The organism is Neorhizobium sp. R1-B, from assembly GCF_004368875.1.
Lineage (GTDB): Bacteria > Pseudomonadota > Alphaproteobacteria > Rhizobiales > Rhizobiaceae > Neorhizobium > Neorhizobium huautlense.
Genome location: NZ_SOEM01000004.1, coordinates 1 through 23,034 on the forward strand (window position 1 = coordinate 1; position 23,034 = coordinate 23,034).

Genomic DNA, 23,034 nt, shown 5'->3' on the forward strand with positions numbered 1-23,034 from the left:
TCAACGCGCAGCCGTCATCAGCTGGTGGCTGATTCCGGACACTATATCCAGTTCACTCGGCCCGATGTGGTCATTGCCGCCATTCTCGAGGTTGTGGATACAGTGCGGGTGGAAAACAACGGTGTTGGCGATTTTCGTTGATGGAAGGTGTCCTGTTGGGCCTCGCATTCTCAAACAAACAAACAAATGAAGGACCAGGACAATATGTCAGTTAAACTTCTTTCGGTTTTCGCACTGCTTGCAGCTTGGCCTCCAGCGGCGGTCGCCGCTGACGACTTTCCAAAGCGTCAGACAGGTTTGTGGGTATTCGACTCGCCAGATAATCGCTTGGTAAAAGGGAGTTTGTGCGTCGATGACACTCATACCAACTTCATCGAGACGGATGTCTGGTCGACTTTCGCGCAGGAGTGTGTGGTATCCAACAGGATGGCTACGCTCGGGTCCCGGAAAATCGAGGCGAACTGCCAATCCTCGATGACGGGCAAGGTAAAGCTTACTGTCACCTATGAAGGAGATTTCACATCCCGTTACCACTTTGTTTCCGCCAGTTTGTTCGAGGGAATAGGCGGGAAAGGAGACAAGCTGATTTCGACGGTCGAGGCCGTGTATCAAGGACAATGCCCGGACGGCATGAAGCCAGGCATGCGAAGACCTCGCGGCTGAGGATCTCTTAAAGCCCGGCAGGTCTCTTCGCTGGGTATCTCTATAAATGTATATAACCACATGACATATTCCATCAGCTTCCGCGAACGCATTATCCTCTATGCCCTTCTGACCTCGTTGACCTCGCTGAGCATCGATGCGCTCCTGCCGGCATTACGCCAGATCGGAGAAGAGGTTGGTGTCGCGCCGCCGCTATCCACGCAGCACGTCATATCGCTGTTCATCTTCGGCATGGTGTTCGGGGAATTGCTGTTAGGGCCGTTGTCCGATGCGATAGGGCGCAAGAAGGCGCTCGTGCTCGGCCTTTGCCTCTATGCGATCGGGACCGTCACGTCGATGCTGGCAGGCTCGCTCGAAATAGTGATCCTGGGCCGGTTCCTTCAGGGTGTAGGCGTGTCCGGGCCGAAGATCGCGACACGCGCGATGATCCGCGATCAGTTCGAAGGCGACGCGATGGCGCGCGTTATGTCCTTCATGTTCACGCTCTTTATTCTCGTGCCGATGCTGGCTCCTGCCCTGGGTCAGGGTGTGATCTCGCTTGCCGGTTGGCGCAGCGTCTTCGGTATCTGTCTCTTGATCACGGTCCTGCTTGGCATCTGGCTGGAAATGCGACACCCGGAAACATTGCCGGTCGCTAAACGTATAGAATTCCGGCCGAAACTGTTGGTTCGGAATAGCGGGCGGATCCTGTCGAAGCGCCGTGTGGCCCTGCTGATCATCGCGACCGGGATCGTGTTCGGCGCGCAGCTCCTCTACCTAAGTACGGCGGCCGAACGCGGCAGTCTCGTCCACTATGTCGGTCCAGTGAGATCGTCAAGGTTGGCCGGGCAATGACTCAGGGGCGGGGCCCTATCCAAGATGCGGCCGAAACAGCGCCACGACGCTTTCAGGGGCGCCCTCGCCAAAGAACCAGTCCAGATTTTTCGCCGTCAGAGACGCGATACGGGCACTTCGAGGAAAGAGCTTCTCCTCATAGCGACCGAGGGCCGCTTCCAGGTCGTCCGGCGACGCGATGAGCGCCTCGGCGAGGTCTGCACCGTCATAAAGCGCCAGATTAGCCCCTTCCCCTGCAAAGGGAGACATGAGATGCGCCGCATCGCCCAGCAAAGTCACGCCGGGCCTGCGCGACCAGCGGTGCTCAACCGGCAGCGCATAGATCGGACGGAACACGAGCGCGGTGTCGCTCTCGGTCGCAAGCGTCAGCAAAGGCTCCGACCATCCTTCGAAGTCGACGGCAATCCGAGCCAGGGCCCCCCTGGTATCGGTCAGGTCTATCGACTTCGTCCAATCCTCGGGCTTGCGCAGGGCGATATAGGTATGGAGCGTTCCGTCCGCATGACGATGGGCGAGGATGGCCTGACCGGGCGCGACAGCCATCAGCGTGCCTTCGCCAATTGCCTCGGCAATGGCCGGGAACCGCCGATCCCCATCGAGCAGCATCGTTTCGATGAATGAGATCCCCGAGTAAATGGGCTTCGCATCGGAGACAAGCGGACGAACCTTCGACCATGCGCCGTCCGCCCCCAAAAGGAGATCGGTCTCTACGCTTGTCCCATTGGCAAACGTGGCACGACGGCGGCCTCCCTCCAGAGACGTGACGGATGTCAGCTTGTGCCCCCACTTGATCGCATCGGCCGGGATCGAGTTGATCAGCATCGCGCGCAGATCGCCCCGGTCGACTTCCGGACTCCGGAAAGACCCGTCTCCGGGATGCTCGAACAGAACCGCACCATTCCTATCGACCACGCGTTTGGCGTCCTCACCGGGACGGACGAGACCGAGAAATTTTTCATAAAGTCCTGCGGCCTTGAGTGCGATCTGGCCGTTGTGTTCGTGAATGTCGAGCAGGCCGCCCTGTGAACGAGCATTGGCGGTGGGTTCGGCTTCGTAGATGATTACCGCAATAGCGTGAAGATGAAGAATTCGTGCGAGGGTCAGGCCGGCAAGGCCGGCACCGATAATCGTGATGGAATGACGCATGTAAGCGCTCCTGCAGATAGATCTGTTGCTTCGGGAGACGCTGGTGCGGCCAGGACAAAAGTCATGACGGACGTATCTGCGACTGCCAGGACCGGCAGCCGATTTTCGCGACGGATGTAACCCTATATAAGCTGATCGGATCACGCAATGACACCGTCAAGTTAACAGGCTGCGGTCAAAAGCCTCGCCCGCCACTTCGCTTACGCTGCCTGCAGGTGAGCGATTTCATTCCACTTCTGCATGGCTGCGGCTCTCAGTTCGCGATGATGGTCGGACGGTCACCTATCCTCACTGGCAGAGGTTCGCGGGTAGGAGGCCCCTCGATAATTCTTGTACCGAGTAAGGGACGTCCGCCACCCGGCCACCCAAGTACAATAGGAAGGTAGTGGAGCGTAAGAGGCTTCTCGCAACCTCGCCCGGAAAATTCGGGTAACGGAGGAGGCGCCGCTCGCAGCCACTACCTAGTGTTTGAGACGAGGGGAGGTTTGACTGCCGCCTTCGTCACAAAGGCGTTTGATCAAGAGGTTTTGGTGAACCTTAGCGTACTGGCAAGGGTTCCAGCCCGGTCCACCACGAGCGGGCATTCTGTCCAGTGATCAGCAGGCCGTTCTGAACCGGATAAAAGGTGGCTATCAACTGCCTGTCGTCACGCCCCAAATGGTAATGCGCGCGCTGCATCTTCATGTTCTGAGCCGTTGGCCCGCAGTCAACGAAATGCTATTGGGAACAGATGTCAAATCCTGCTTCGTCGATCGGATTCAGCGCCGGTATTCGAACCGCCCTTCAACTATTGCATCTGACGGCCTCCCTGCTTTGGCGTTTCTGGCCGCAACTGGCGGCGCTCTGGCTGCTGGGGTTTATCGGCAATCTCCTGCTGAACGAGGCCGCAGCCATGATCGGGCGATGGAATTCGCTGGCCGGCCTGTCGGCGCTGGCGTTAGTGGTCCTGCTGAAGCTCGTCGTCGTCGTTGCTTTGTTCGAGACGGTCCGCCGCGGCCTGCCGGCCCTCGACGCGGCCTCGCGGACGCTGACGGGACAGCCGCATGCCGAGATCGAAACGGTTCCCGGCAATTTCGTGAGCGCTCTGGCTCTCACTCTGGTCCCCTTCTTCGCCTTCTACGCAGCCTGGGGTTTTCTGGGCGACACCGTGCGCGACTACTCCCGCCTGTCTCTCAGTCTCCTTCTTTCGGGCGAGGCAGTCGGCCTGCTTGACGTATCGGGTAGCGCATGGCTGATCGCGCCCGTGGTCGTCGCCTGGGCCGTGCGCCGTTTCGCAAAGGCTATGCACAAACGTTCGCGTGCCTCGATATGGCCGATCCTTATCGTGATTTGCGAAGCCAACTGGGCTTTTATCGGCCTCTTCGTCCTCTCTGAATGGGAGGATGACGTTCGAGCCTGGTTCAGTCATCTGCCGGAAACGATGGGCATGCTGCTTAGCTCCCTGACGCCGGTAGCAGACGCCGCCGCACAGCAAGCCATTCCGCTGCCTCCAGAATTTTCCCCCCTGCCGCTCCACACACGACTAGTCGGGCTATTCTTCTATTCGCTCTACCCCGTGGTCTGGTTGACGCTCGCAGCTCTTGTCTACGGCTATGACATCCACGGCGAGCCCGCGTTAGGTGAGGGGCGTTTCGCTCGTGCCGTTTCCCGCTGGCAGACGCTGCCGAAATCCGTACGCGATTTCATTTCGCACTTCGTTGAGGGCACACTTAAACGGTATCGCGCCCTCGCCGAGGGCGTCGGCCTCGCGCTGAACTCCGGCATCGTCGCGATCCTCGCCGCCATTCTTGTCTATCGCCTGCTGGATTGGGGATCCGCGTGGGCCTGGTACGGTCTCACGCAGTTCATTGGCCCACATGACCTGTCGCTCTGGCAGATCATCGCGCAGACCATCTCACCCTTCATAGGCACGCCAAGCGAGCCGGGCGAAGGACTACTGGTGACGCCGATCAAGATCTGCCTTCTGGCGGCCACGCTCGAGATCGGATTCGCACAAGGGCGAGAGTGGAGGGGCCGAAAATGAAGGCGGAGCGCCGCGACTTCAATTCAAATCAAGAGCAAAACCGATTGCTTTCGGCCGCAAGGCAGCTGTGCTCAATTTGACCGAGAGGACCGGAACTGCCTCAGCCGGAACCACGAACTTCTCTTCGATCAGGGCAGCATGATCCTTTGGAGGCGGTTTCAGCGACGTGATACCGCAGCCACTGACGGGTTCCCTGCCAGGATCGAGGTCGCGGCTGATATCGTTTGACAGGCTGACGTCGAGCGGCAACCAGCGACGCCCCGTTCCATCCGTCAGGCTGACCTCGCATTGTCCCCAGGCATCACCGATGTCGCGCGTGGCTGTCGCTACCAAGCGAACGATGACAAGTCGCATCTGACCGGGAAGGCGCAGTTTGGCGTCCCGGCCATCACCAAGCAGGCGTACGTTTTCGAGCCGCCACGTCGCGCCTGCGTAATCGAGGTGATCCGGCCCTTGCGTGATATCGGTCTCGATGCGGTGCCTGTAATTCTCGATATTGCGCCAGGCATTGATCACGACGGCGACAGCGACGAGCGCTGGCAGGCTGGCGAGCGAAAGCCACCACATCTTCCGCTCGCCGTCAAACACCATCTTTGCCAATCTCCAGCCTGTCGCGCGAGGCCGTTCCATCGTCTTCGAGAAACACGCCGATCTCGTCCTTCAGTTGTGGATCATATTGCTCCGAAAGCACGAGCTTCATGCCTAGTGTCTCGTCGTCGGGGAGCTCGAAAACGAAAATGCCTGTCGTCGGCAAGCCAGGCTGAACGACTTTCGCCGAGAGAATGCCTGGAGCCTCCCCTGCGCGCCGAGACTGGCGATACGATCGGCCGGAGGCGCCGATGAGGGTCGCTGCGCGAACCGGCATCGTTTTCTGGAAGGCCCGCAGCTCGGCGGAGACCACGATCCAAACTCCGGAAGTCTGCAGTTGGACTGCCCGCCCGAACCGCGCGTAGGCAATCGTTCCGGCCTTCAATACGCGATGGACCTTCACGCCGAAGGTCGTGCTCAAAACCGTCTCGGTCTGGTGCCCTGTCGTGCGGATTGGGCCGGTCAGCATGGCATAGGGCGGCGTCGTTGCTTGCAACGCCGCGAGGAGCGCAGCGACGGGGACTATTGTGAGGACCATCGGGGCTTGCCGCGTCATGGCTCAATCCCCACATTGAGGGGCAATGCTACCTCCGCAACGCTGCCCGAAGGAAACCAGCCGGGCGCGGCATAGAGATTGTCCCGCGGTTTGAAGATGGCGCCCTCGATCCGTAGCCGCAAAACAGTCGGTAGCGAAAGTGTCGCCGGAACCTCCCAGACTGCAGTTACAGCTTCAGGCATTCTCGGATGCAAGTCCCACAATATGGCCCGGTCACGCTTCAAATAGTATTGTGGCTTTGATGCATCGTGGACATTGGCGAGCTTGATCAGGTTGCCATAGAGGTTCGAGCTTTCCGCCGAGATATTCTCTAGCATCATCTCGACGACGACCGCCTTCTTGCCTGGCGATATTCGTGCCCCGTTCGGCATCGCTGCGTCGATAGTGCTTCTGCTGACGGAAACCTTCCAGCGTCCGGCTTCAACCGGCGTCGCCGCTTCCACCTGCGGAATCATGTCGGCTTCGCGCTGCTCGTATAGGGAATATCCTAGGGAAAGCGCTGCGGCCAACAGTCCGCCCGCACCGGCGAGCAGCTTTGTGAGCCAAGCCCTGCTCATCTTCCGCGTCATTGCCGGCTTCGGTCCGCAAAATCGATCATGCCGAGATAGATAGTCGAAGTCTCCCGTTTTTTCGACCCGATGGGTTGTTTTTATGCACCGACCCTGCTGCACAGCGGATGTATGCCGGCCCTAATTCTGGGGGTCTGCTTTTCTTCGAAAGCGTTTGACCCTTGCGTGCGTGCCGCAGGTTGCATTGGAACACCAAAGACGGCGCCCGCCCTTCGAAGTGTCGAGAAACAGCCAGCCGCAATTATCGCCTTTGCATTCTCGCACCGGACGGCGCTCATGTCGCCTGATGAGCAGTTCAGACGCCTGCCAGGCGAACAGGTCCACAAGGTCGGTAAGTTCGCTAATCGGCTGCAGCCACTGAAAGCCTTCTTTTGTTTCGAAGAGACGCTGCCGCGCACGCGCGCGCCTGGCCCTCTCGTGGATAACTGCAAACGGCTTGTCCGGGTAGGGCTGATTTGTGTCTTCCACCACGAAGAGGTCGTATATCGCCTCCCGCAAGCTGATCGCCTCTTCAACTAAGGTTCCTGCTTGTTGCGGCCGCCTCTTAGCAAGTTGGTCAAGGATGACCGCCTGCTTCTCATCGATCAGGCCAACCCGCGCCGCCAGGACGATAAGGTCGTCGCAACACCGCAGCAGGTCAGGGCCCCATCGTCCCCTTCGGCTGTCAACCGTGTTGACGAAGTCAAGAGCCGGATGGCCGCCATTCAGCGGCATGTCTCTCGTCGAAGTCGCCATGTCACCACCGGAACAAGTTCGCCGGCACCTTGTTGTAACGTATGTAATGCATTTAAACCGTTACATAGGATAAGCCCAGTGACATCTGTTGGCAACTTCACCAAGTTCCTCATCCTTTGCCTCGTTTGGGGACTGACATGGATCGCCGTCAAAATCGGCGTCACAACCGTTCCTCCGATGCTCTTTGCCGCGACACGTTTCATCTGCGCAGGGATCGTGCTCCTGGGATGGGGTGCGATCCGGCGCTCCCTGACGCTGATGCAGGGGCAGCACGTAGTTCGGCTGCTCGTCACCAGTCTGCTTATGATTACCCTTTGTTATGGTCCCTTGTTTTGGGGGATGAAATTCGTCCCCTCCGGCACGGCCGCCGTGCTGGAGATGTCATTGACGCCGCTGGCTCTGCTTGTTTTCGGCATCGCGCTGAGTGAGGAGGGCTGGAGCATCGTTCGCTTTGGCGCCATGGTGCTCGGCATGGCTGGACTGGCCGTTCTCTTCGCACCTGCGCTCGCGGCGACCAATGCAGGCTCGTCGGCAGTGCTCGGTCTTGTAGCGGTTGCCTGGGCAGCGATCTCCTCGGCATGGGGATCGGTGCTCGCGCGACCGCTCATATCGCGCTATGGAAGCGTGGTCCTGTCTGGATCAACGACGCTGATCGGCGGTGGCGTGCTGCTCGCAGTTTCCTTCATCATGGAGCCGGATGCCACGGCCGCCATCGGGACCATGTGGAGCTGGCGCGCAATCGCGGGATGGCTCTTTCTTGTCATCTTCGGTTCCTTGATCGGATACAGCATTTACATGCAGCTCTTGCGGGACATTGGCCCGTCGCGAGCCGGCAGTTTTGCCTTCGTATCTCCGGCGATCGCCGTCGGCGTGGGTGCTTTGCTGGCAGGGGAGGCGATCACCCTGCAGAGCGTCACCGGAATGATCTTGATGATGCTGGCCGCGGGGGGATGCCTGTTCGCCGACCGGCTTGAGAGCCTTCTTCTGGCGGCAAGGAAAGCTGGGCAATAACCGGTTGCCGGACCTTCCTTACGGTCCGGCTTCGAAGTTCGAGTCCGGCGCGAAATGCTGTGTTTCGCCAACCGAGCCACCACCTGACCTTATGGTTTAGGGTCTGAGATGCGGGCTGAGTCCTTTGATCCCGCCTCTCTTGATCGGTCAGGCTCCGGCTCGCTACGTGTTTGCCACAGCGAATACGCAATACCGGCTGCGATCAACGCGAAGGTGACGCCAAGGCTTACCGCAGGCGGGAACTTATCTCCTCCGAGCCAGAAGTCAGCGACGAAGATCTTTGTTCCGATGAACACGAGCACCGCCGCAAGCGCGTATTTCAGGTAGTGGAAGCGGTGAACCATGGCCGCGAGCGCGAAATAAAGCGCGCGCAGACCCAGGATCGCCATGATGTTGGAGGTGTAGACGATGAATGTGTCGGTGGTGATTGCAAAAATGGCCGGCACGCTGTCCACCGCGAACACGAGATCCGCCAGGTTGATCACGACGAGCGCGAGGAACAGTGGCGTCGCCGCAATGACCGGCTTGCCCGTCTTTCCGTCCCGCACACGCGCAAAAAAGCGCTGGCCATGCAGTTCCCTGGTGACCGGCATATGGGTCGAGATGAACCGTACCGCGCGGTTGTTCGCGACGTCCATCGGCTGGTCGCCCGCAAAGAACATCTTCACGCCTGTGAAGATCAGGAATGCCGCAAAGAGGTAGAGGACCCAATACGCCTCATTCACCAGCGCCGCGCCACCGGCGATCATCAGGCCGCGCAACACGATCACAGCCAGGATGCCCCACAGCAGCGCCCGGTACTGGTATTTGGGCGGGATCGCGAAATAGGTGAAGATCAGGCTGATGACGAAGACATTGTCGATCGAAAGCGCCTTCTCGATGAAGAAGCCGGTGAAGTATTGCATGCCGGGTTCAGGCCCGCGCGCATACCAGACCCAGGCCCCGAACAGCAGGGCAATCCCGATATAGAAGGCTGAGAGCTTCAAGCTCTCGCTGATCCCCATTTCGCGATCCTCCTTGTGAAGGACCCCGAGGTCGAATGCGGTGAGCGCGGCGACGAGGCCAAGAAATGCCAGCCAGAACCAGACAGGCGTGCCAAGCAAGTCGGTGAAGAGAAAATCCATTTTGTCGCTCCTCTTGATCGGAAATGATCGGAGCGACCGCACATGACTGTGGCGCGAATGCCGGGCTGTCAGAGCATCGGGATCGTTCCGATGCGGTCCGACATCACGAGGCTTGATCAGCCTCCGCGAGAGGGGCCCGGTCCGCAATAGCCAGATAGGTTTGCAGGCTCTTTGGATCAAGGATCGATCGCGAATTTTCCCGACAGTGGCTGCAGCGTCGACGACTCCCTAAAAATCTCGGAGCTGGGTTGGGCCGCATTTCCTGCAATAGCACCTAAACCACGGATGGCGACCGTGGTGCGCTCTATGATGGCCGGGATCGTCCAGACTTGGTGATCGAATATCTTCCGGCCCAAATCGGTAATTCTTTCTCGGCTGCGGCCGACGTATGTTATAAGTGCAGTCGAGATGATAAGTTGATCTTGACAACCAGATCGGCAGTTCACATCCCTTCAACGGCCAGATTTCGGAATGCCTAGATAGATGGTTAGGTCCCCCATTAGGCCGGATGGCGTTCAAACGCACGCTGCTCATTATGGAACGTCAGGCCGCAACATCCACGACATTGCCCCCGTTCGTCGTCAGCATCGCCTCACGGATCTGTTGCCGTAACCATGTGCAGCCAAGATCGCTATCCATCTGAAGCGGCCAGACCATTGCGACCGGTGGAAAAGAAAGCGCCAGTGGCACCGGGCTGACCTCAAGGCCCAGCAGCGGCCCGTAACGAAGCGCAATGCGCGATGAGACGGTGGCAATCACCGCTGATGAATGTGCAGTCGCCAATACCGACATGAAATCGGGAGCTGCCGCCACCACTTCCAGTTCTGCACCCGCATGCTCCAGCGCATCCTTGACACAGCCATGCAGGCTGTCGGTTTGCGAGATCACCGCATGCTGTGCTGCCATATAGGCATCAAGGCCCACCGGATTGAAAAGCTTCAGCAAATGCGGATTGAAACAGCACAATACGCTGGACTGATACAGCGGCTCGCAATGGTGCCGTGAGTCCGGTAGATAGCTGCACCCCACAGACAGATCGATGACGCCCGCATCCAGCATCGCGTCGACCTCTGCCGCATCACCTCCGCGAGCCAGAATGCGTATGCCCGGTGCGGTTTCTCGCAGGCGTGCCGTCAGATCGGGCAGCAACAGCAGTTCCACTTCGCTGGAAAGTCCCAGCCGGAACGTGCGTTGCTCGGTGGCCGGATCGAATACGTCCGCCATCAAGACGGCCGCTTGCGCCTGCCGTAGAGCTTGCCGTACCGGACCGGCCAGATTGAGCGCTCGTGCCGTGGGCTTCATCACCTGTCCTATACGGATGAAGAGCTCATCCTGAAACAAGGTCCGCAGGGTCGATATATTGTGGCTCATGGCAGGCTGCTGAATTTTCAGCCGCTGCGCTGCACGGGTGACGCTCATTTCTTCCATCATGGCATCGAAAGCTACGAGAAGATTGAGATCGAATGAACGTAGATTGAAGTGATCGATGACTTGCATAAGTGGTATCGATTTGATTGCTGATCGAGACATCCTTAGCTGATGACGAGGAACTTGCAAGTCACTCCGCACCCTCAATCAAGGATCAAATTTATGCCATCCCGCCGTTCCATTCTCAAAAGCGCTCTGACCGGCCTGGTCGTCGTACCTTTTGTCGTGCCGTCAGTCACTTTCGCCAAAGCACCCTTTGCAGCTGTTCAAGCACCCGGATTCTACCGGTTAAAAATCGGCACTGTGGAGGTTACGGCCCTGTCGGACGGAACTGTAGCCCTGCCGCTTGCCAAGCTCTACACCAACACCAGCGAGCACGATGCACAAAACGCGCTGAAAGATGCGTTTCTGCCGGACATGGTCCCAACCTCCGTCAACGCTTTCCTTGTCAATACTGGAGAAAGACTGGTGCTGATCGATGCAGGCACCGGTGCCTATCTAGGGCCATCGCTCGGCAAACTCGTGTCCAGCATTGAGGCTTCCGGTTACAAGGTGGATGACATCGATGATGTCGTCCTCACTCATATTCATACCGATCACTCCGGCGGGTTGATGAGCAATGGCAAACGTACCTTCCCGAACGCCATGTTGCGGGTCAATGAACGAGAGGCAAAATTCTGGCTGAGTGCGGCGAATGCGAAGGCAGCCTCGGGCATCGTCAAGCAGCAGTTCGTCGAGGCGGATCAATGTGTAACACCATATGCTGAAGCTGGAAAATTCGAGACCTTCGCGGATAACGCGGCACCTGTTCCCGGTCTCGGTTCCATTCTTTATGCGGGGCATACGCCGGGTCACAGCGCCATCACGCTGGAAAGCGAAGGCCAGAAGATCGTATTCTGGGGCGACATCACCCATGGCGATATCGTGCAATTCGATGAACCGGGCGTCGCCATTGAATTCGACATCGACCAGACAGGCGCCGTGGCCGCACGCGACATTGCCTTCAAGCAGGCGGTGGAAGGCAGATATCTTGTGGCAGGCGCGCATATCGCCTTTCCGGGCATCGGCCATGTGCGCAAAGACAGCACGAATTACGACTGGCTGCCGATCAACTACGGTTAAGGTCCGACAACCGGCTGTCATCCGGTGAAACAAGCGGATCAGTGAAGAGGCTGCACAACAGCCTCTTCTTCGGCAGTTAAGAACGTCGTCTTGCCGAGGGTTCCTGCTGATTTCGTCTTTTGAATGAGTACAAATGCTCAACAGGCGCCGCGGTCGGAAATGGTTAAAATCCTCCGGCCATTCTTCGATGGTGCTGCGGGCACGATCAACGCCGAAGAACAGGCTTTCGTACAAGAGATCGCCACGCATACGGCCGGTGGAGGACTCGACATAGCCGTTCTGCCTCGGCTTTCCCGGTGCGATGTAGTGCCACTCGACGTTGTGATGCCTCGAAGAGCCGCACTCTCCGTGCGTCGTCGGCATAAACTCAGCGGCCGACATTCGGACGCTCAGTGAAGATCCGTCGGAAAGTGGTGATGATACCAGGTAAATCCGGCCACCGGCTCAGGTAAGTCCGTGGCATTACTACGATCACTGGCATCAGCAAGATAGCGCGTGTCCGCGTCTGAGATTCTGAACTTGAGTTTAGCTGGCGGAACTCTGTCGCGCTAACAGACGTTAAACAGCGTTTTTGATGCGCCGGGGGTGCTAATGGCTAATGCGTGGATCGCGATCGATGACGGATTGATGGATTCCGGGCCGAATATTCTGCAGGCGCCTCTTACTCTACATCCGGTTGCCGAACTCCTGAAAACGGTTGACTTCGCACGCACATCCCTTGGCCCGCCGGACTGTTGGGATCCCTCTCTCAAATCGGTGATAGCCCTGATGGTCGATAGCCAGTTCCCCATGTTCGTGGCATGGGGTGACGAACTGGCCTTCCTTTACAACGACGCCTATGCGCAGATACTCGGTGGAAAGCATCCGGCCGCCTTTGGCGCGCGGTTCAAGGATATATGGCACGAGATTTGGGACGACATCTTCCCTCTTATTGATAGAGCGATGAGGGGCATCGCCACCTTCAGCGAGGACCTTCCGCTGATTATGAACCGCGCCGGCTATGACGAACAGAGCTGGTTTACCTTTTCGTATTCGCCGGTACGGGATCACCATGGCGCCGTGCGGGGAATGTTCTGCGCCGTCACTGAAACCACCCAGCGCGTTATGCTGGAGAAGAGGCAAGCCTTTCATCTCGCGTTGGAGGAAACGCTGAGGGATATCGCAGATCCAGTTGCAGTGATGGCCGCAGCTTCCGAAGCACTGGGCAGAGCGCTCGGCGTAGCAAGAGTTGGTTACGGTGAAATCGATGATGAAGAAGAACACGTCATCGTGGAGCGCGATTGGACAGACGGGCGAATCGCGAGTGCTGCTGGCAAATACCGCATGAATGACTTCGGCCCGTCGATCATCGAAGAGCTCAAACACGGTCGAGTCCTGTGCGTAGACGACGTCGACCAGGATGATCGGATCGGGAGCATGGCTGCGGTGTTCCATGCAATCGGATCGCGAACCGTCTTGGCAGTGCCCCTGATCAAACATGGCCAATTAAGAGCTATGTTATTTCTTCACCATCCGCTTCCACTCAAGTGGACGCATAACGATGTTGCTCTTGCGACCGAGGTTGCCGAACGGACGTGGTCGGCTGTCGAGCGCGCAAAATCGGAAGCTGAAAAGGCACGGTATACGGCGCGGCTGGATTTCCTCGATGCGCTAGGAAAGACGACGTCTCCGCTAAAGGATGCGGACGCCATATTGGAAACCAGCACCCGTATGCTCGGCGAACAACTGGGCGTATCCGTTTGCGCCTACGCCGACATGGACGCTGACGAGGACGGCTTCACCATACGAGGAGACTGGGCGGCCCCCGGTTCCGACCACATTACTGGCCGATATCATCTCAGAGATTTTGGCAGATTAGCCGTTGACGAGCTTTCTGCGGGACGCCCCCTCGTGATCAGTGACAATTTGAAGGAACTTGCCCCGGAAGAAGCAGCCACGTTCAGGAAAATTGGCATCGCGGCGACGATCTGCTTGCCACTGGTGAAAAATGGAAAACTTACGGCTCTCATGGCCGTCCATCGCAAGCTGCCGCATAATTGGACGTCTCATGAACTTGCGCTGGTCCAGGAAGTCACCGAGCGCTCATGGGCCCATATTGAACGCGTAAGATCAGAGGCCGAGTTGTTCGCGAGCCAGGCGGAGTTGCGTCGCGCCAACGAGTCATTGGAGGCAACGGTCGCGGAGCGCACTGGCGAACTCATGGCAGCGGAGGAAACTCTGCGGCACGCGCAAAAGATGGAGGCCGTAGGGCAACTCGCCGGCGGGCTGGCCCATGACTTCAACAATCTCCTGGCAGGGATCCTCGGCAGTCTCGAGGTGATGAGGAGCCGCGTGGCAGAGGGGCGTTTGAGCGATATCGATCGTTATCTGACTGCTGCAACTGGCGCGGCCGCGCGCGGCGCATCTTTAACGCAGCGTATGCTCGCGTTCTCCCGGAGACAAACGCTTGCTCCCAAGCCCACGGATGTCAACAAGCTCATAACTTCGATGGAGGAGCTGGTGCGTCGGAGCGTTGGCCCCGCAGTCGCCGTCGAGGTCGTTCAGGGATCCGGAGCATGGCCGACACTTGTCGATCCGGGTCAATTGGAAGGCGCGCTTCTGAACCTGTGTATCAACGGACGCGACGCGATGCCATCCGGCGGCACGTTGACGATCGAAACGGCAAACCATTGGATTGATGATCGCATGGCGCCTGCTCTGGGGTTGAAGGCCGGTCAATATCTATCGGTTTCTGTCTCGGACACGGGTACGGGCATGGCACCAGAAACAGTCGCTCGCGCCTTTGATCCATTCTTTACTACGAAGCCCATCGGCCAGGGGACCGGCCTCGGCTTGTCGATGGTATGGGGGTTCGCCGGCCAATCCGGCGGCAGCGTCAGGATCTTTTCGGAGCTGGGCGAAGGTACGGCTGTATTCATCTACCTGCCTAGGTTCACGGGGGAGGTTGGCGCGGACGAGACGATACCTGCCGGCAGGCCGACTGCTGCGGCGCCAAGTCAGACAATCCTTCTCGTGGACGACGAGCCTCTGATCCGCATGGTCGCTGCTGAACAACTGGAGGAATTGGGTTATGTGGTCATTGAGGCTGGTGACGCACGTGAGGCAACCGAGGTCCTGGAAGCAGATCGACAGATCGACCTGTTGCTGACCGATGTGGGGCTGCCAAATGGCATGAATGGCCGCCAGCTTGCAGATCGTGCCCGCGAGACGCGGCCGAACCTACCTGTCCTGTTTGTGACGGGCTACGCGGAGAATGCAGTGTTAAACCAAGGGCATCTATTGCCAGGCATGGAGGTTTTGACCAAGCCGTTCGACATGGATACGCTGGCACGACGGGTGAAGGTGTCCATCGAAGGTGAATAGCCCACGCGAGATCCCAGCCTTACGACCGCCCGATTTCCAGCACGCTCTGGCCGAAAACCGATATCGCTGGTCCAACTCCCATTAAGGTGTGAGCAGCTGTTAAGGTAATCCGGGCGCCGCGACCGGCGGCATTGAGCTGTTGTTGTGGCAACACCGGACTTGCTTGTGCAAGCGCCTAAACACATCAGAACGTCAGTCTGCCTTCAGCGCCGCACTGCAGTTCCAACATAAGCTCTCGCCCGAGAGCGTGGTAACGCGATCGAGCGTCTGGTTATTGCCGAACGAAACCCGCGAGACGGACCATTTGGGTAGCGCGACCGGCCTGAAGCATGGGGTTCATCCGTTCCATAACCGCGGGGTTTGGCTCGCCGTAAATCTCGAACGCGACAACCGTGCAATACCGCATAACTTCAGCGATGTAGGGATCGGCATGCCGCCAGTGTTCGAGGATTGCTTCGGAATCTCGATAAAGTTGATAGCTGATGGCGGTCAGTTGCTCTTCGTCGATGAAAGTCTGCACCATCAGTTGTGGACCATTTTCGCTTACGAAATCGACTGCCGCGTAAATGGCTTGCTTGAAGGCGCGACGAAGGCAGAGAGGGAGCACCCTATTTGGCAAGCAGTAGGGGACCGTAGAACTCGCTTTCCACCACCCGCTGAGCCGCTCCGGTAATCCCCCATTCTTAACGGGGCTCGGCAGTAAAATTCACGCGGCCATTTTCAGTTTCTGTGCGGGCGTTATGCCGCCGATGCCCATATTGGGCCGTTCGTTGTTGTACATCCAGAGCCACTGCGTGGCGAATTCCTGCGCCTCCTCAATGCTTTCGATGATGTACTGGTCAAGCCATTCATGTCGGACGGTGCGGTTGTAGCGCTCGACATAGGCATTCTGTTGCGGCTTTCCGGGCTGGATATGGCTCAAGGCAATTCCTTGCGTTGCTGCCCACTCCATCAGTTTGCCACTGACATACTGAGGTCCGTTATCCACACGAATTGCGAATGGTCTGCCTCGCCATTCGATGATCTGGTTCAGGCTGCGGATGACGCCTTCAGCAGGCAGCGAAAAGTCCACCTCGATGCCCAGCCCCTCGCGGTTGAAGTCGTCCAAGACATTCAACAGTCGGAATTGCCGACCATCCTCCAAACGATCCGCCACGAAATCCATTGACCAGACCAGGTTCGGCGCATCCGGCACAGTCAGAGCGTCCGGCTTGTCCCGCTTCAAACGCTTGCGTGGCTTGATTCTGAGGTTCAACTCCAGCTCACGGTAGATGCGGTATACGCGCTTGTGGTTCCAGCGATGTCCTCGGACATTCCGCAGGTAAAGGAAGCACAGGCCAAAGCCCCAGGTCTTCTTTGCCCGCGTCAGTCCGATGAGGAGATCGGCGATCTGCTCGTTCTCGTCGTTCAGCTTGGCGCTGTAACGATAGCAGGTCTCGCTGACCTCGAAGGTGCGGCAGGCAAGCGCAATGCTCACCCCGTGCAACGCCACTGCTTTCCCGGCCATCCCTTGGCCGATAGGCAAATGCTCGCATTTGCCGTAAGGCTCTCGGCGTTGAGACGGCCGTGTTATTTTTTTCCCAAGGCTTCCTTCAGCGTTCTGCCATCATGCGGATCTTTCCTTTCGGCCGAGCAGCCAGAGAAGGTAGGGACCGCCGATCAGCGCGGCAAAGAGGCCGACCGGCACCTGATAGGGATAGATGACAACCCGCGACAGCCAGTCGGCCATCATCATCACGCCTGCGCCGATCAGGATCGCCGCGGCAAGATTGTATTGCAGCTTCTGGAAGCCGAGAAGCCGGGCGAGATGCGGCGCGATCAATCCCGCCAGGCTCAAGGGGCCAATGAGGAAAGATGAGATCGCCGTCATCAATGCAGCAAGAATGGCGAGCAAAAGGCGGGACAGCAGGACATGAAGACCGATGCTGCGGGAGAGGCTGGTGCCGAGCGGCAGGATGGCGAGCCAGCGGGTCATCAGGAAAAGCGGTGCTGTCAACACCACGAGCGTGATCATTGCCGTCCAGGCTTCGACAGCGCCAGCGCGATTGGTCGATCCCGACATCCAGGTGAGCAGGACATAACTGCGCATGTCGCCCTGGGCGAGCACCATGCTGACGATTGCCATACAGAAGGCGCTGATGGCGATGCCGGCAAGCAGCAGCCGTTCGGCCGAAAATCCGGAGCGGCCGGCAATTGCGATCGTCACCAGGAAGGCGCCAAGCGAGCCGAGCGCCATGCTGAGAAGCACGATTGCAGGTGACGGGACACCGAAGACGAAGAGAGCGATCGTCAAACCGGCGCCGCCGCCGCTCGAAACACCGAGTACTTCAGGGCTTGCGATCGGATTGCCTGTCACCCGCTGCATGGTGAAACCGGCTGCTCCGAGCAGCGCGCCGGCCCCGCCGGCTGCCAGGATACGCGGCAGGCGGAAGGGCAGGAGCTCGGAAAAGAGCGGACCAAGTGCAACGCTCAAGCCCCTATCCGTTGGGCCCAAAGTCAGCACGAGTGCGAGGATGACGGCAAGCGCCGCTGCCAGGAGCGACAGCGCGACGGCAGGCTTTCGAAACTGTCGCGAGGTGGCATCGGCTGTTGCGGTCATGGCAGAGAATCCGTTGACGCGCGGCAGAAGGAGGAGAAGCAACGGCCCGCCGAGCAGCGCGGTTGCGGCACCTGTCGGTACGAGATCGGAAAAACCTGGACCCAGCAATTGCGTCAGGCAATCGGCCAGAAAGAGAACCGCGGCTCCCGCAAGAGGAGACGTTATCATCACCTGTCCGGTTGTTCGCGCGCCGCAGAACCTTGCCATGGCGGGCGCTGCAAGCCCCAGAAAGCCGATGATGCCGACTGTTGCCGTGACCGAGGCGGATAGCCAGACGGCGAGGATAAGGATCGAAAACCGGACCCCGTGCAGCGCCACGCCGAGGCTTTTAGCGCTGGAATCATCAAGGGCCAGGACATTCAGCGGTCGCAACAACATCGCCGCGGCGACGATGCCCGCTCCGAGCCGCGGCGCGAGCGAGTTGACGCCACTCCAGTCCTGTTGGTTGAGGGCACCCGCACCCCATATATGGATCGACATCGCATATTCGCCGCGCGCCAGGATGAGCGTCACGCTGAGCGAGGCCGCGATCAGGCTGACAATCATCCCCGAGATCGCTACCGTGACCGGATCGAGCCCGCGCCGCCAGCTCAGCGCCAGCACGATGGCGACCGCCACAAAGCCGCCGGCAAAAGCGATCAGCTCGCGGGAGATGCCGCCCAGAAGCGGCAGGAAACCGAGACTGAAAACCAGCGCCAGTTCCGCACCCGATGCGATGCCGAGGGTCGAGGCATCGGCGATCGGATTGCGCAGCACCCTTTGCAGCAGCGCACCGGAAAGGCCGAGCGCGGCACCGGCGATCAAAGCGATTGCAGCGCGGGGCAGAAGGCTGTTCCACAGCAGGATTGCGTCGAGCGCCGCGGTCGGCGCTGCCTCCCCCGGAACGTGCGGGCGAAACGCCAGCAGCAGAATGAACGACGTAACGCAAGCGATGCCGAGCACGACGGCAGGGAGAAAGTGGGGCAGGCCGGCACGTATGGGCATGGGGAGACTAACCGTTCCGGACATAAGAAAACCCTTTCACCACGAACTCGGCAAAGCGGCTTGCTGCGGGCAGAGCCCCGTAGGGATTGATCGATCCGACCGTCAGAACGCGGTTTTCCCGCACCGCCGGCAAGGCCTTCCAGAACACGCTTTCGGTCAGTGCCGCAAAGGCATCCTCCGGATGCGGAGGAATGAGGACGATCCAGGCTTCGGGCATCGAAGCCAGCGTCTCGATGCCCATCGGCGCCATGGCCGAATAGCTGGTCGCGCCTACCCATGCATTGGCCAGCCCCATGCGTTTCAGCACCTCGCCGAACAGGCTGTCGGACCCGAAGACCCTGTAGTGGCGCGCATCGCCGAGGTTGATCGGCAGGAGGGGACGGCCGTCACCCTTGGCAAAGAGGTTCTTATAGCGATCGAGCCTGTCCGCGAGATCCTCGACCATCCGGCGGGCTGCGGGGAGCCGCAGGCGCTCGCCGATCGCCAGCGTCGCCTGTTCTGCGAGGATATATGGACTTTCGCCGGGCTTATAGATCGGATGACTTTCGACCGGCGCGATACGGCTCATCAGCGGATCGGCCCAGGCATAGAAGTTCGAGTTGAAGATCAGGTCGGGGCGGGCGAAACGCAGCGCCTCGAAATTCGGCGTGCCCCGCAGGCCGAGATCGGCGACGCCCTGCGGCACATCGGGCTTGACCGCAACCTGGCGGAACTGGCGAAGCTCGGTTGCAGCCACGACATTGGCGCCGACCGCAAGCAGCGTTTCAAGAAGTGCCCAGTCGAGAGTCGCAATCCGCGGACCCGCATCTTGCGCGCGCAGGACGCGCGCCGCAGCCGACGCAGCGGCGGCTGAAAGGATGGCTCTGCGGCTAAATCGGTGCACTCTTGACATGTCTCCCAAGGCACAGGAAGGCCAAAATGGCCTTCCTGCAAAACTTGTCTAAGATTGTCAAATTACCAGACCTTGCTGATCTTGAAGTTGACGGTGCGTGCCTCGCCGTAGCCGCAGAAATATTGCGTGTTGCAGCCTGCGACATATTCCTTGTCGAACAGGTTGGTGACGTTGAGCGACGCCTTCCAGTCGTTCTTCTCGTAGTGGATCGCTGCGTCGAAGACGGTCGCATCCGGAACGCGCAGGGTATTCGCATTGTCCGCCCAGGACTTGCCGCGGTAACGCACGCCGGCGCCGAAGCCGAGCCCTTCCAGCGGTCCTTCCGTGACGGTGTAGTCGAGCCAGAGCGAGGCCAGGACATCTGGCACGACATTGGGCGTCTTTCCAATCAGCGTCGGATCGTCCTTGGTGATCTCGATGTCGGTATAGGACGCTGCCGCTATGACTTTCCAGTTCTGGTCCAGGTTGAATTTACCTTCCACTTCGATACCGCGAGAGCGGACTTCGCCGATCTGGCTGGTTATCCCGCCGGTCGTGATCGTGTAATTTTGCTTGGTGATCTCGAACACCGAGGCCGTCAGGCTGCCATCGAGCCAGGTCGGCTCGTATTTGACACCTGCCTCGAGCTGGTAGCCTTCCTCGGGCTTCGGCGCGGCGCCCCCCGTCAGGCCGACGATCGGGCTGAAGAAGCTTGCGGCGCTGACATAGGGCGTCAGGCCGTTGGCGAACTCGTAGGCCAGGCCCGCGCGGCCGCTCCAGGCACGATCGTTACTGGAATAGTTCTGCGTTCCCGCGAGCAGGTCCTCGATCTCGTTGTGGACGTAATCGTAGCGGCCGTTCAAGGTGACGATCCAGCCGTCGCCGAACTTGATCTGGTCCTGGGCGTAAACGCCGACCTGGTTGATCGTATAGACCTGGTGCAGGTTGCGGGCGACCGGCGGCAGGGCGACGCCGTAGGCGGGGTTGGCGGGATCGAAAGCGGGCACTGATCCGAAGGCGCTCGCGAACTGGTCGGTATCGAGGCGGTAATATCGATAATCCAGGCCCGCCATGACCTTGTGCGAGGCGCCGCCCAGGTCGAATTCGTTTTCAATCCGGTTGTCGACGTTGAAGGCGTTGGCCTTCGAAGTGATGTCCTCGCTATAGCGGCCGACCACCGCGTCCGTCTGGTCGATATCGAACGGATAAACGTATTGCTCCCGCTTGAAGAGGTTGGAATAGCGCAGGTTCTGCGTGTACTTCCAGCCGCCTTCGAATTCGTGCTCGAACTCGTAACCAACCATCTTCTGGACGACCGTGCCGTCGTCGAAATTGGGGTCTCCGAGGAACATGTCGCGCGGGATCTTGCCGTAGCCGGCGCTGACGACCGTGCCGCCGTAGGGCAGCAGGCCGTTCGTCGTATGGACCTGATCCAGGCCGCTGATATAACCCCAGACCGTCAGGCTGGTGCCCGCGTCCGGCGAGAAGGTGAACTGCGGCATGATGAAGCCGCGCAGGTCCTCGCTGTAATCGGTATAGTTGTCACCGCCCGCCAGCTTGCCGGTCAGGCGATAGCTGAAGCTGCCGTCAGGCGTGATCTTGTCCGAGAGATCGAAGCCGAAGAAGGCGTTGCCGTTCGTGTTGATGCCGGTTTCTGTGTAGTAATAAGGCTCGTCGGTCGGGCGCTTGCGGATCAGGTTGACGACGCCGCCTGCGTTGGCGCCACCGAGCAGGACGGAGGCCGGTCCCTTGAGGACCTCGACGCGCTCGAGCATGAACGGATCAAGCTGGAAGCCGCCGTAGGAGTGACTGGTGAGCGCCAGGCTGTCGAAGAACACGCCCGTCTGCGATGCGTTGAAGCCGCGAACATAGATCCAGTCGGTGTCTGGATCCGAGCCATAGGGCTGACCGAACACGCCGGGCGTGTAGAGGAGCACCTGATCGATCTTGCTGACGGCGCCGCGGTCGTCCATCTCTTCCCTGCCGATGACCGACACGGATTGGGGGATTTCCCTGAGCGGCATATCGGTCTTGGAGCCGGTCGTCGATTTCTTCGCGACATAACCCTTGACCGGGCCGGTTCCATCGCCTTCGCCTTCGCCATGAAGAACGATCGGCGCCAGTGTCGTATCGGCATTCTGCGCGTGCGCCGCCCAGGCGGCGCAAAGGGCTGCCAGTGCTACACCCGTACCCAGTCCTAGCCTTGCCCCCAAGGCCGCTTCTCTCTTTTCCATTTCAAGCCCCACTCACACGAACTTTTCCGCCGCTCGCGAGAAGCGGCATCGCAATAAGATGAGCAGCTAGCTCATATTTAAAGTTTCGGCTTGGTTCGATCAGCGGCAATTGGACGTTTTTGGGCAAATTCAGAAACGGCGGGCAAATATATGCAAAAATGCATCACTCCTGCTTCGCCTTCCGCCAGCGGGCCGGGGTCGTTCCGATATGCTTGCGGAAGACCTTGGTAAAATGCGCCTGATCCGAGAACCCGGTTTCAGCAGCGATTTCTGTCAAAGGATAGGCATCTGACACCAGCAAATCCTTCGCACGTTCCAGCCGGGCATTCATCTGCCAGTCGTGGGGCGCCATGCCAGTCGACGCCTTGAACGAATGGCTGAAATGCGATGGTGACAGCCCCGTCAAGTCCGCGAGTTCCTGCAGACGGATATTGCGCATGCAGTTTGCGGTGATGAAATCTGTGGCGCGCTGAAGCTGGGAGATTGCCAGCGTTCCTCGCCGCCGCGGCGGTGTCTTCACCATTTTCAGGACATCGATGAGGAGCGCCAGGGTAAGCCCGTCCCCGTAGAGATCGTGCAACGGCTCGGGATTGCAAATCTCGGCGGCAATCAGTCCGGCAAGCGCCATGACGCGCTGGTCCGAGAACAGCAGTTGGGGGTCCTTGAGCTTTTTCGGGTCGATTTCTTCCATGAGCCGACGGCCGAGGATATCCGCGTCGAAGTGGATATCGAGATGACGCACATACTGCACGTCGGCAAAGTCCATCCAGAGATCCATGCCGGCGGGAATGTACGAGATCGGGCTCTGGTTGCTGTCCTGTGGGGCGCCGCGGGATTTCGGCGAAAGCTTGACCAGAGGACGCCCGTGGCCGCGCTGGTCGAGCAGGATGAACAGTCTTGGATCCCGTGCCACATAGTGGCCGCCCGCATAGGCGGCGCATTCCACGTCCCACAGGTCGGCGGTCATGCCGTTCCAGTAGCGGCGCTTCAGCCCGCCCATCACCGAAAAACCCTCGATCCTGTTCTGCATTCGTGGCTGGAAAGTCATGCAGCTATCCTGATCGAATAAACATGTGTATAGTTATCAACTTTAATGCAGGGTATCAATCCTGCCTGCGTGTGGTCTTCAAGCAGGCCATCTGTTGATAACAAAGGAAGCCTACCCTTGCAGTTTATGGATGATG

At 59.1% G+C, this 23,034-nt stretch carries 18 protein-coding genes and 2 pseudogenes; 6 read left to right on the forward strand and 14 right to left on the reverse strand.

What is annotated here, in order from left to right; all coding sequences use genetic code 11:
* The first annotated feature begins 186 nt into the window (after window positions 1–186).
* Window positions 187–663 (forward strand): hypothetical protein, encoded by a 477-nt coding sequence (locus EDE05_RS07095; RefSeq protein ID WP_134100608.1) that lies wholly within the window; start codon window positions 187–189, stop codon window positions 661–663.
* A gap of 60 nt (window positions 664–723) precedes the next feature.
* Complete coding sequence (locus tag EDE05_RS07100) at window positions 724–1,497, forward strand: MFS transporter (protein ID WP_245505084.1); 774 nt, start codon at window positions 724–726, stop codon at window positions 1,495–1,497.
* A gap of 15 nt (window positions 1,498–1,512) precedes the next feature.
* Here EDE05_RS07100 and EDE05_RS07105 read toward each other — a convergent pair whose 3' ends face one another.
* Entirely contained in the window at window positions 1,513–2,643 is a 1,131-nt protein-coding gene (locus tag EDE05_RS07105; RefSeq protein WP_132409644.1) for an NAD(P)/FAD-dependent oxidoreductase, read from the reverse strand.
* Between the two features lie 730 nt (window positions 2,644–3,373).
* Here EDE05_RS07105 and EDE05_RS07110 point away from each other — a divergent pair.
* Complete coding sequence (locus EDE05_RS07110; RefSeq protein WP_132409642.1) at window positions 3,374–4,666, forward strand: hypothetical protein; 1,293 nt, start codon at window positions 3,374–3,376, stop codon at window positions 4,664–4,666.
* Between the two features lie 18 nt (window positions 4,667–4,684).
* Here the strand turns inward: EDE05_RS07110 and EDE05_RS07115 are convergent, their stop codons facing one another.
* From EDE05_RS07115 to EDE05_RS07130, 4 genes are all read right to left on the reverse strand, one after another.
* Complete coding sequence (locus tag EDE05_RS07115) at window positions 4,685–5,257, reverse strand: hypothetical protein (RefSeq protein ID WP_132409640.1); 573 nt, start codon at window positions 5,255–5,257, stop codon at window positions 4,685–4,687.
* Window positions 5,247–5,810, reverse strand: coding sequence for a hypothetical protein (locus tag EDE05_RS07120; RefSeq protein WP_132409638.1), 564 nt, complete (start codon window positions 5,808–5,810; stop codon window positions 5,247–5,249). The genes EDE05_RS07115 and EDE05_RS07120 overlap by 11 nt, the downstream gene beginning before the upstream one ends.
* On the reverse strand, window positions 5,807–6,367 hold the full coding sequence (locus EDE05_RS07125) for a hypothetical protein (RefSeq protein ID WP_132409636.1): 561 nt from the start codon (window positions 6,365–6,367) through the stop codon (window positions 5,807–5,809). The genes EDE05_RS07120 and EDE05_RS07125 overlap by 4 nt, the downstream gene beginning before the upstream one ends.
* Before the next feature lie 132 nt (window positions 6,368–6,499).
* A complete protein-coding gene (locus EDE05_RS07130) occupies window positions 6,500–7,114 on the reverse strand; it encodes a CGNR zinc finger domain-containing protein (protein WP_105372906.1) in 615 nt (204 codons plus the stop codon).
* Between the two features lie 78 nt (window positions 7,115–7,192).
* Here EDE05_RS07130 and EDE05_RS07135 point away from each other — a divergent pair, with 78 nt between their 5' ends.
* The gene (locus EDE05_RS07135; protein ID WP_132409630.1) at window positions 7,193–8,125 is read left to right on the forward strand and encodes an EamA family transporter; all 933 of its coding nucleotides are present in this window, start codon (window positions 7,193–7,195) and stop codon (window positions 8,123–8,125) included.
* An 89-nt stretch (window positions 8,126–8,214) separates the two neighbouring features.
* On the opposite strand, the gene EDE05_RS07140 is transcribed toward EDE05_RS07135, so the two are convergent.
* Together EDE05_RS07140 and EDE05_RS07145 are read right to left on the reverse strand one after the other, a co-directional pair.
* Window positions 8,215–9,249, reverse strand: coding sequence for a TerC family protein (locus tag EDE05_RS07140; RefSeq protein WP_132409628.1), 1,035 nt, complete (start codon window positions 9,247–9,249; stop codon window positions 8,215–8,217).
* 543 nt (window positions 9,250–9,792) lie between these two features.
* Window positions 9,793–10,746 carry a LysR family transcriptional regulator gene (locus tag EDE05_RS07145; RefSeq protein ID WP_132409679.1) on the reverse strand — a complete coding sequence of 318 codons (954 nt, stop codon included), beginning with the start codon at window positions 10,744–10,746 and terminating at the stop codon, window positions 9,793–9,795.
* Between the two features lie 93 nt (window positions 10,747–10,839).
* On the opposite strand from EDE05_RS07145, the gene EDE05_RS07150 reads away from it, so the two are divergent.
* Entirely contained in the window at window positions 10,840–11,799 is a 960-nt protein-coding gene (locus tag EDE05_RS07150; protein WP_132409626.1) for an MBL fold metallo-hydrolase, read from the forward strand.
* Between the two features lie 150 nt (window positions 11,800–11,949).
* Here EDE05_RS07150 and EDE05_RS07155 read toward each other — a convergent pair.
* Window positions 11,950–12,132 (reverse strand): annotated as a pseudogene (locus EDE05_RS07155) (transposase); the annotation flags it as partial.
* A 258-nt stretch (window positions 12,133–12,390) separates the two neighbouring features.
* Between EDE05_RS07155 and EDE05_RS07160 the strand changes: the two are divergent.
* Window positions 12,391–15,162: a GAF domain-containing protein gene (locus EDE05_RS07160; RefSeq protein ID WP_132409624.1), complete on the forward strand. Its 2,772-nt coding sequence runs from the start codon at window positions 12,391–12,393 to the stop codon at window positions 15,160–15,162.
* Window positions 15,163–15,433: 271 nt separating this feature from the next.
* Here the strand turns inward: EDE05_RS07160 and EDE05_RS07165 are convergent, their stop codons facing one another.
* The 6 genes and pseudogenes from EDE05_RS07165 to EDE05_RS07190 all read right to left on the reverse strand — a co-directional run bounded on the left by EDE05_RS07165 (window position 15,434) and on the right by EDE05_RS07190 (window position 22,898).
* A complete protein-coding gene (locus EDE05_RS07165) occupies window positions 15,434–15,685 on the reverse strand; it encodes a hypothetical protein (RefSeq protein WP_132409622.1) in 252 nt (83 codons plus the stop codon).
* Between the two features lie 183 nt (window positions 15,686–15,868).
* Window positions 15,869–16,756: pseudogene (locus EDE05_RS07170) on the reverse strand (IS3 family transposase); the annotation flags it as partial.
* A 12-nt stretch (window positions 16,757–16,768) separates the two neighbouring features.
* Window positions 16,769–18,745 carry a Fe(3+)-hydroxamate ABC transporter permease FhuB gene (gene fhuB, locus EDE05_RS07175; RefSeq protein WP_245505083.1) on the reverse strand — a complete coding sequence of 659 codons (1,977 nt, stop codon included), beginning with the start codon at window positions 18,743–18,745 and terminating at the stop codon, window positions 16,769–16,771.
* 7 nt (window positions 18,746–18,752) lie between these two features.
* Window positions 18,753–19,637, reverse strand: a complete 885-nt coding sequence (locus tag EDE05_RS07180) for an ABC transporter substrate-binding protein (protein WP_132409618.1) — start codon at window positions 19,635–19,637, stop codon at window positions 18,753–18,755.
* Window positions 19,638–19,699: 62 nt separating this feature from the next.
* Complete coding sequence (locus EDE05_RS07185; protein WP_165924134.1) at window positions 19,700–21,850, reverse strand: TonB-dependent siderophore receptor; 2,151 nt, start codon at window positions 21,848–21,850, stop codon at window positions 19,700–19,702.
* A gap of 163 nt (window positions 21,851–22,013) precedes the next feature.
* Window positions 22,014–22,898 carry an AraC family transcriptional regulator gene (locus EDE05_RS07190; RefSeq protein ID WP_132409616.1) on the reverse strand — a complete coding sequence of 295 codons (885 nt, stop codon included), beginning with the start codon at window positions 22,896–22,898 and terminating at the stop codon, window positions 22,014–22,016.
* Between the last annotated feature and the right edge of the window lie 136 nt (window positions 22,899–23,034).

Excerpts from the sequence above, each read along its gene's own strand:
- EDE05_RS07095 (WP_134100608.1), top strand. The coding sequence starts at position 187 with ATGAAGGACCAGGACAATATGTCAGTTAAACTTCTTTCGGTTTTCGCA.
- EDE05_RS07100 (WP_245505084.1), top strand. The coding sequence starts at position 724 with ATGACATATTCCATCAGCTTCCGCGAACGCATTATCCTCTATGCCCTT.
- EDE05_RS07105 (WP_132409644.1), bottom strand. The coding sequence starts at position 2,643 with ATGCGTCATTCCATCACGATTATCGGTGCCGGCCTTGCCGGCCTGACC.
- EDE05_RS07110 (WP_132409642.1), top strand. The coding sequence starts at position 3,374 with ATGTCAAATCCTGCTTCGTCGATCGGATTCAGCGCCGGTATTCGAACC.
- EDE05_RS07115 (WP_132409640.1), bottom strand. The coding sequence starts at position 5,257 with ATGGTGTTTGACGGCGAGCGGAAGATGTGGTGGCTTTCGCTCGCCAGC.
- EDE05_RS07120 (WP_132409638.1), bottom strand. The coding sequence starts at position 5,810 with ATGACGCGGCAAGCCCCGATGGTCCTCACAATAGTCCCCGTCGCTGCG.
- EDE05_RS07125 (WP_132409636.1), bottom strand. The coding sequence starts at position 6,367 with ATGAGCAGGGCTTGGCTCACAAAGCTGCTCGCCGGTGCGGGCGGACTG.
- EDE05_RS07130 (WP_105372906.1), bottom strand. The coding sequence starts at position 7,114 with ATGGCGACTTCGACGAGAGACATGCCGCTGAATGGCGGCCATCCGGCT.
- EDE05_RS07140 (WP_132409628.1), bottom strand. The coding sequence starts at position 9,249 with ATGGATTTTCTCTTCACCGACTTGCTTGGCACGCCTGTCTGGTTCTGG.
- EDE05_RS07145 (WP_132409679.1), bottom strand. The coding sequence starts at position 10,746 with ATGCAAGTCATCGATCACTTCAATCTACGTTCATTCGATCTCAATCTT.
- EDE05_RS07150 (WP_132409626.1), top strand. The coding sequence starts at position 10,840 with ATGCCATCCCGCCGTTCCATTCTCAAAAGCGCTCTGACCGGCCTGGTC.
- EDE05_RS07160 (WP_132409624.1), top strand. The coding sequence starts at position 12,391 with ATGGCTAATGCGTGGATCGCGATCGATGACGGATTGATGGATTCCGGG.
- EDE05_RS07165 (WP_132409622.1), bottom strand. The coding sequence starts at position 15,685 with ATGGTGCAGACTTTCATCGACGAAGAGCAACTGACCGCCATCAGCTAT.
- fhuB (WP_245505083.1), bottom strand. The coding sequence starts at position 18,745 with ATGCCCATACGTGCCGGCCTGCCCCACTTTCTCCCTGCCGTCGTGCTC.
- EDE05_RS07180 (WP_132409618.1), bottom strand. The coding sequence starts at position 19,637 with ATGTCAAGAGTGCACCGATTTAGCCGCAGAGCCATCCTTTCAGCCGCC.
- EDE05_RS07185 (WP_165924134.1), bottom strand. The coding sequence starts at position 21,850 with ATGGAAAAGAGAGAAGCGGCCTTGGGGGCAAGGCTAGGACTGGGTACG.
- EDE05_RS07190 (WP_132409616.1), bottom strand. The coding sequence starts at position 22,898 with ATGACTTTCCAGCCACGAATGCAGAACAGGATCGAGGGTTTTTCGGTG.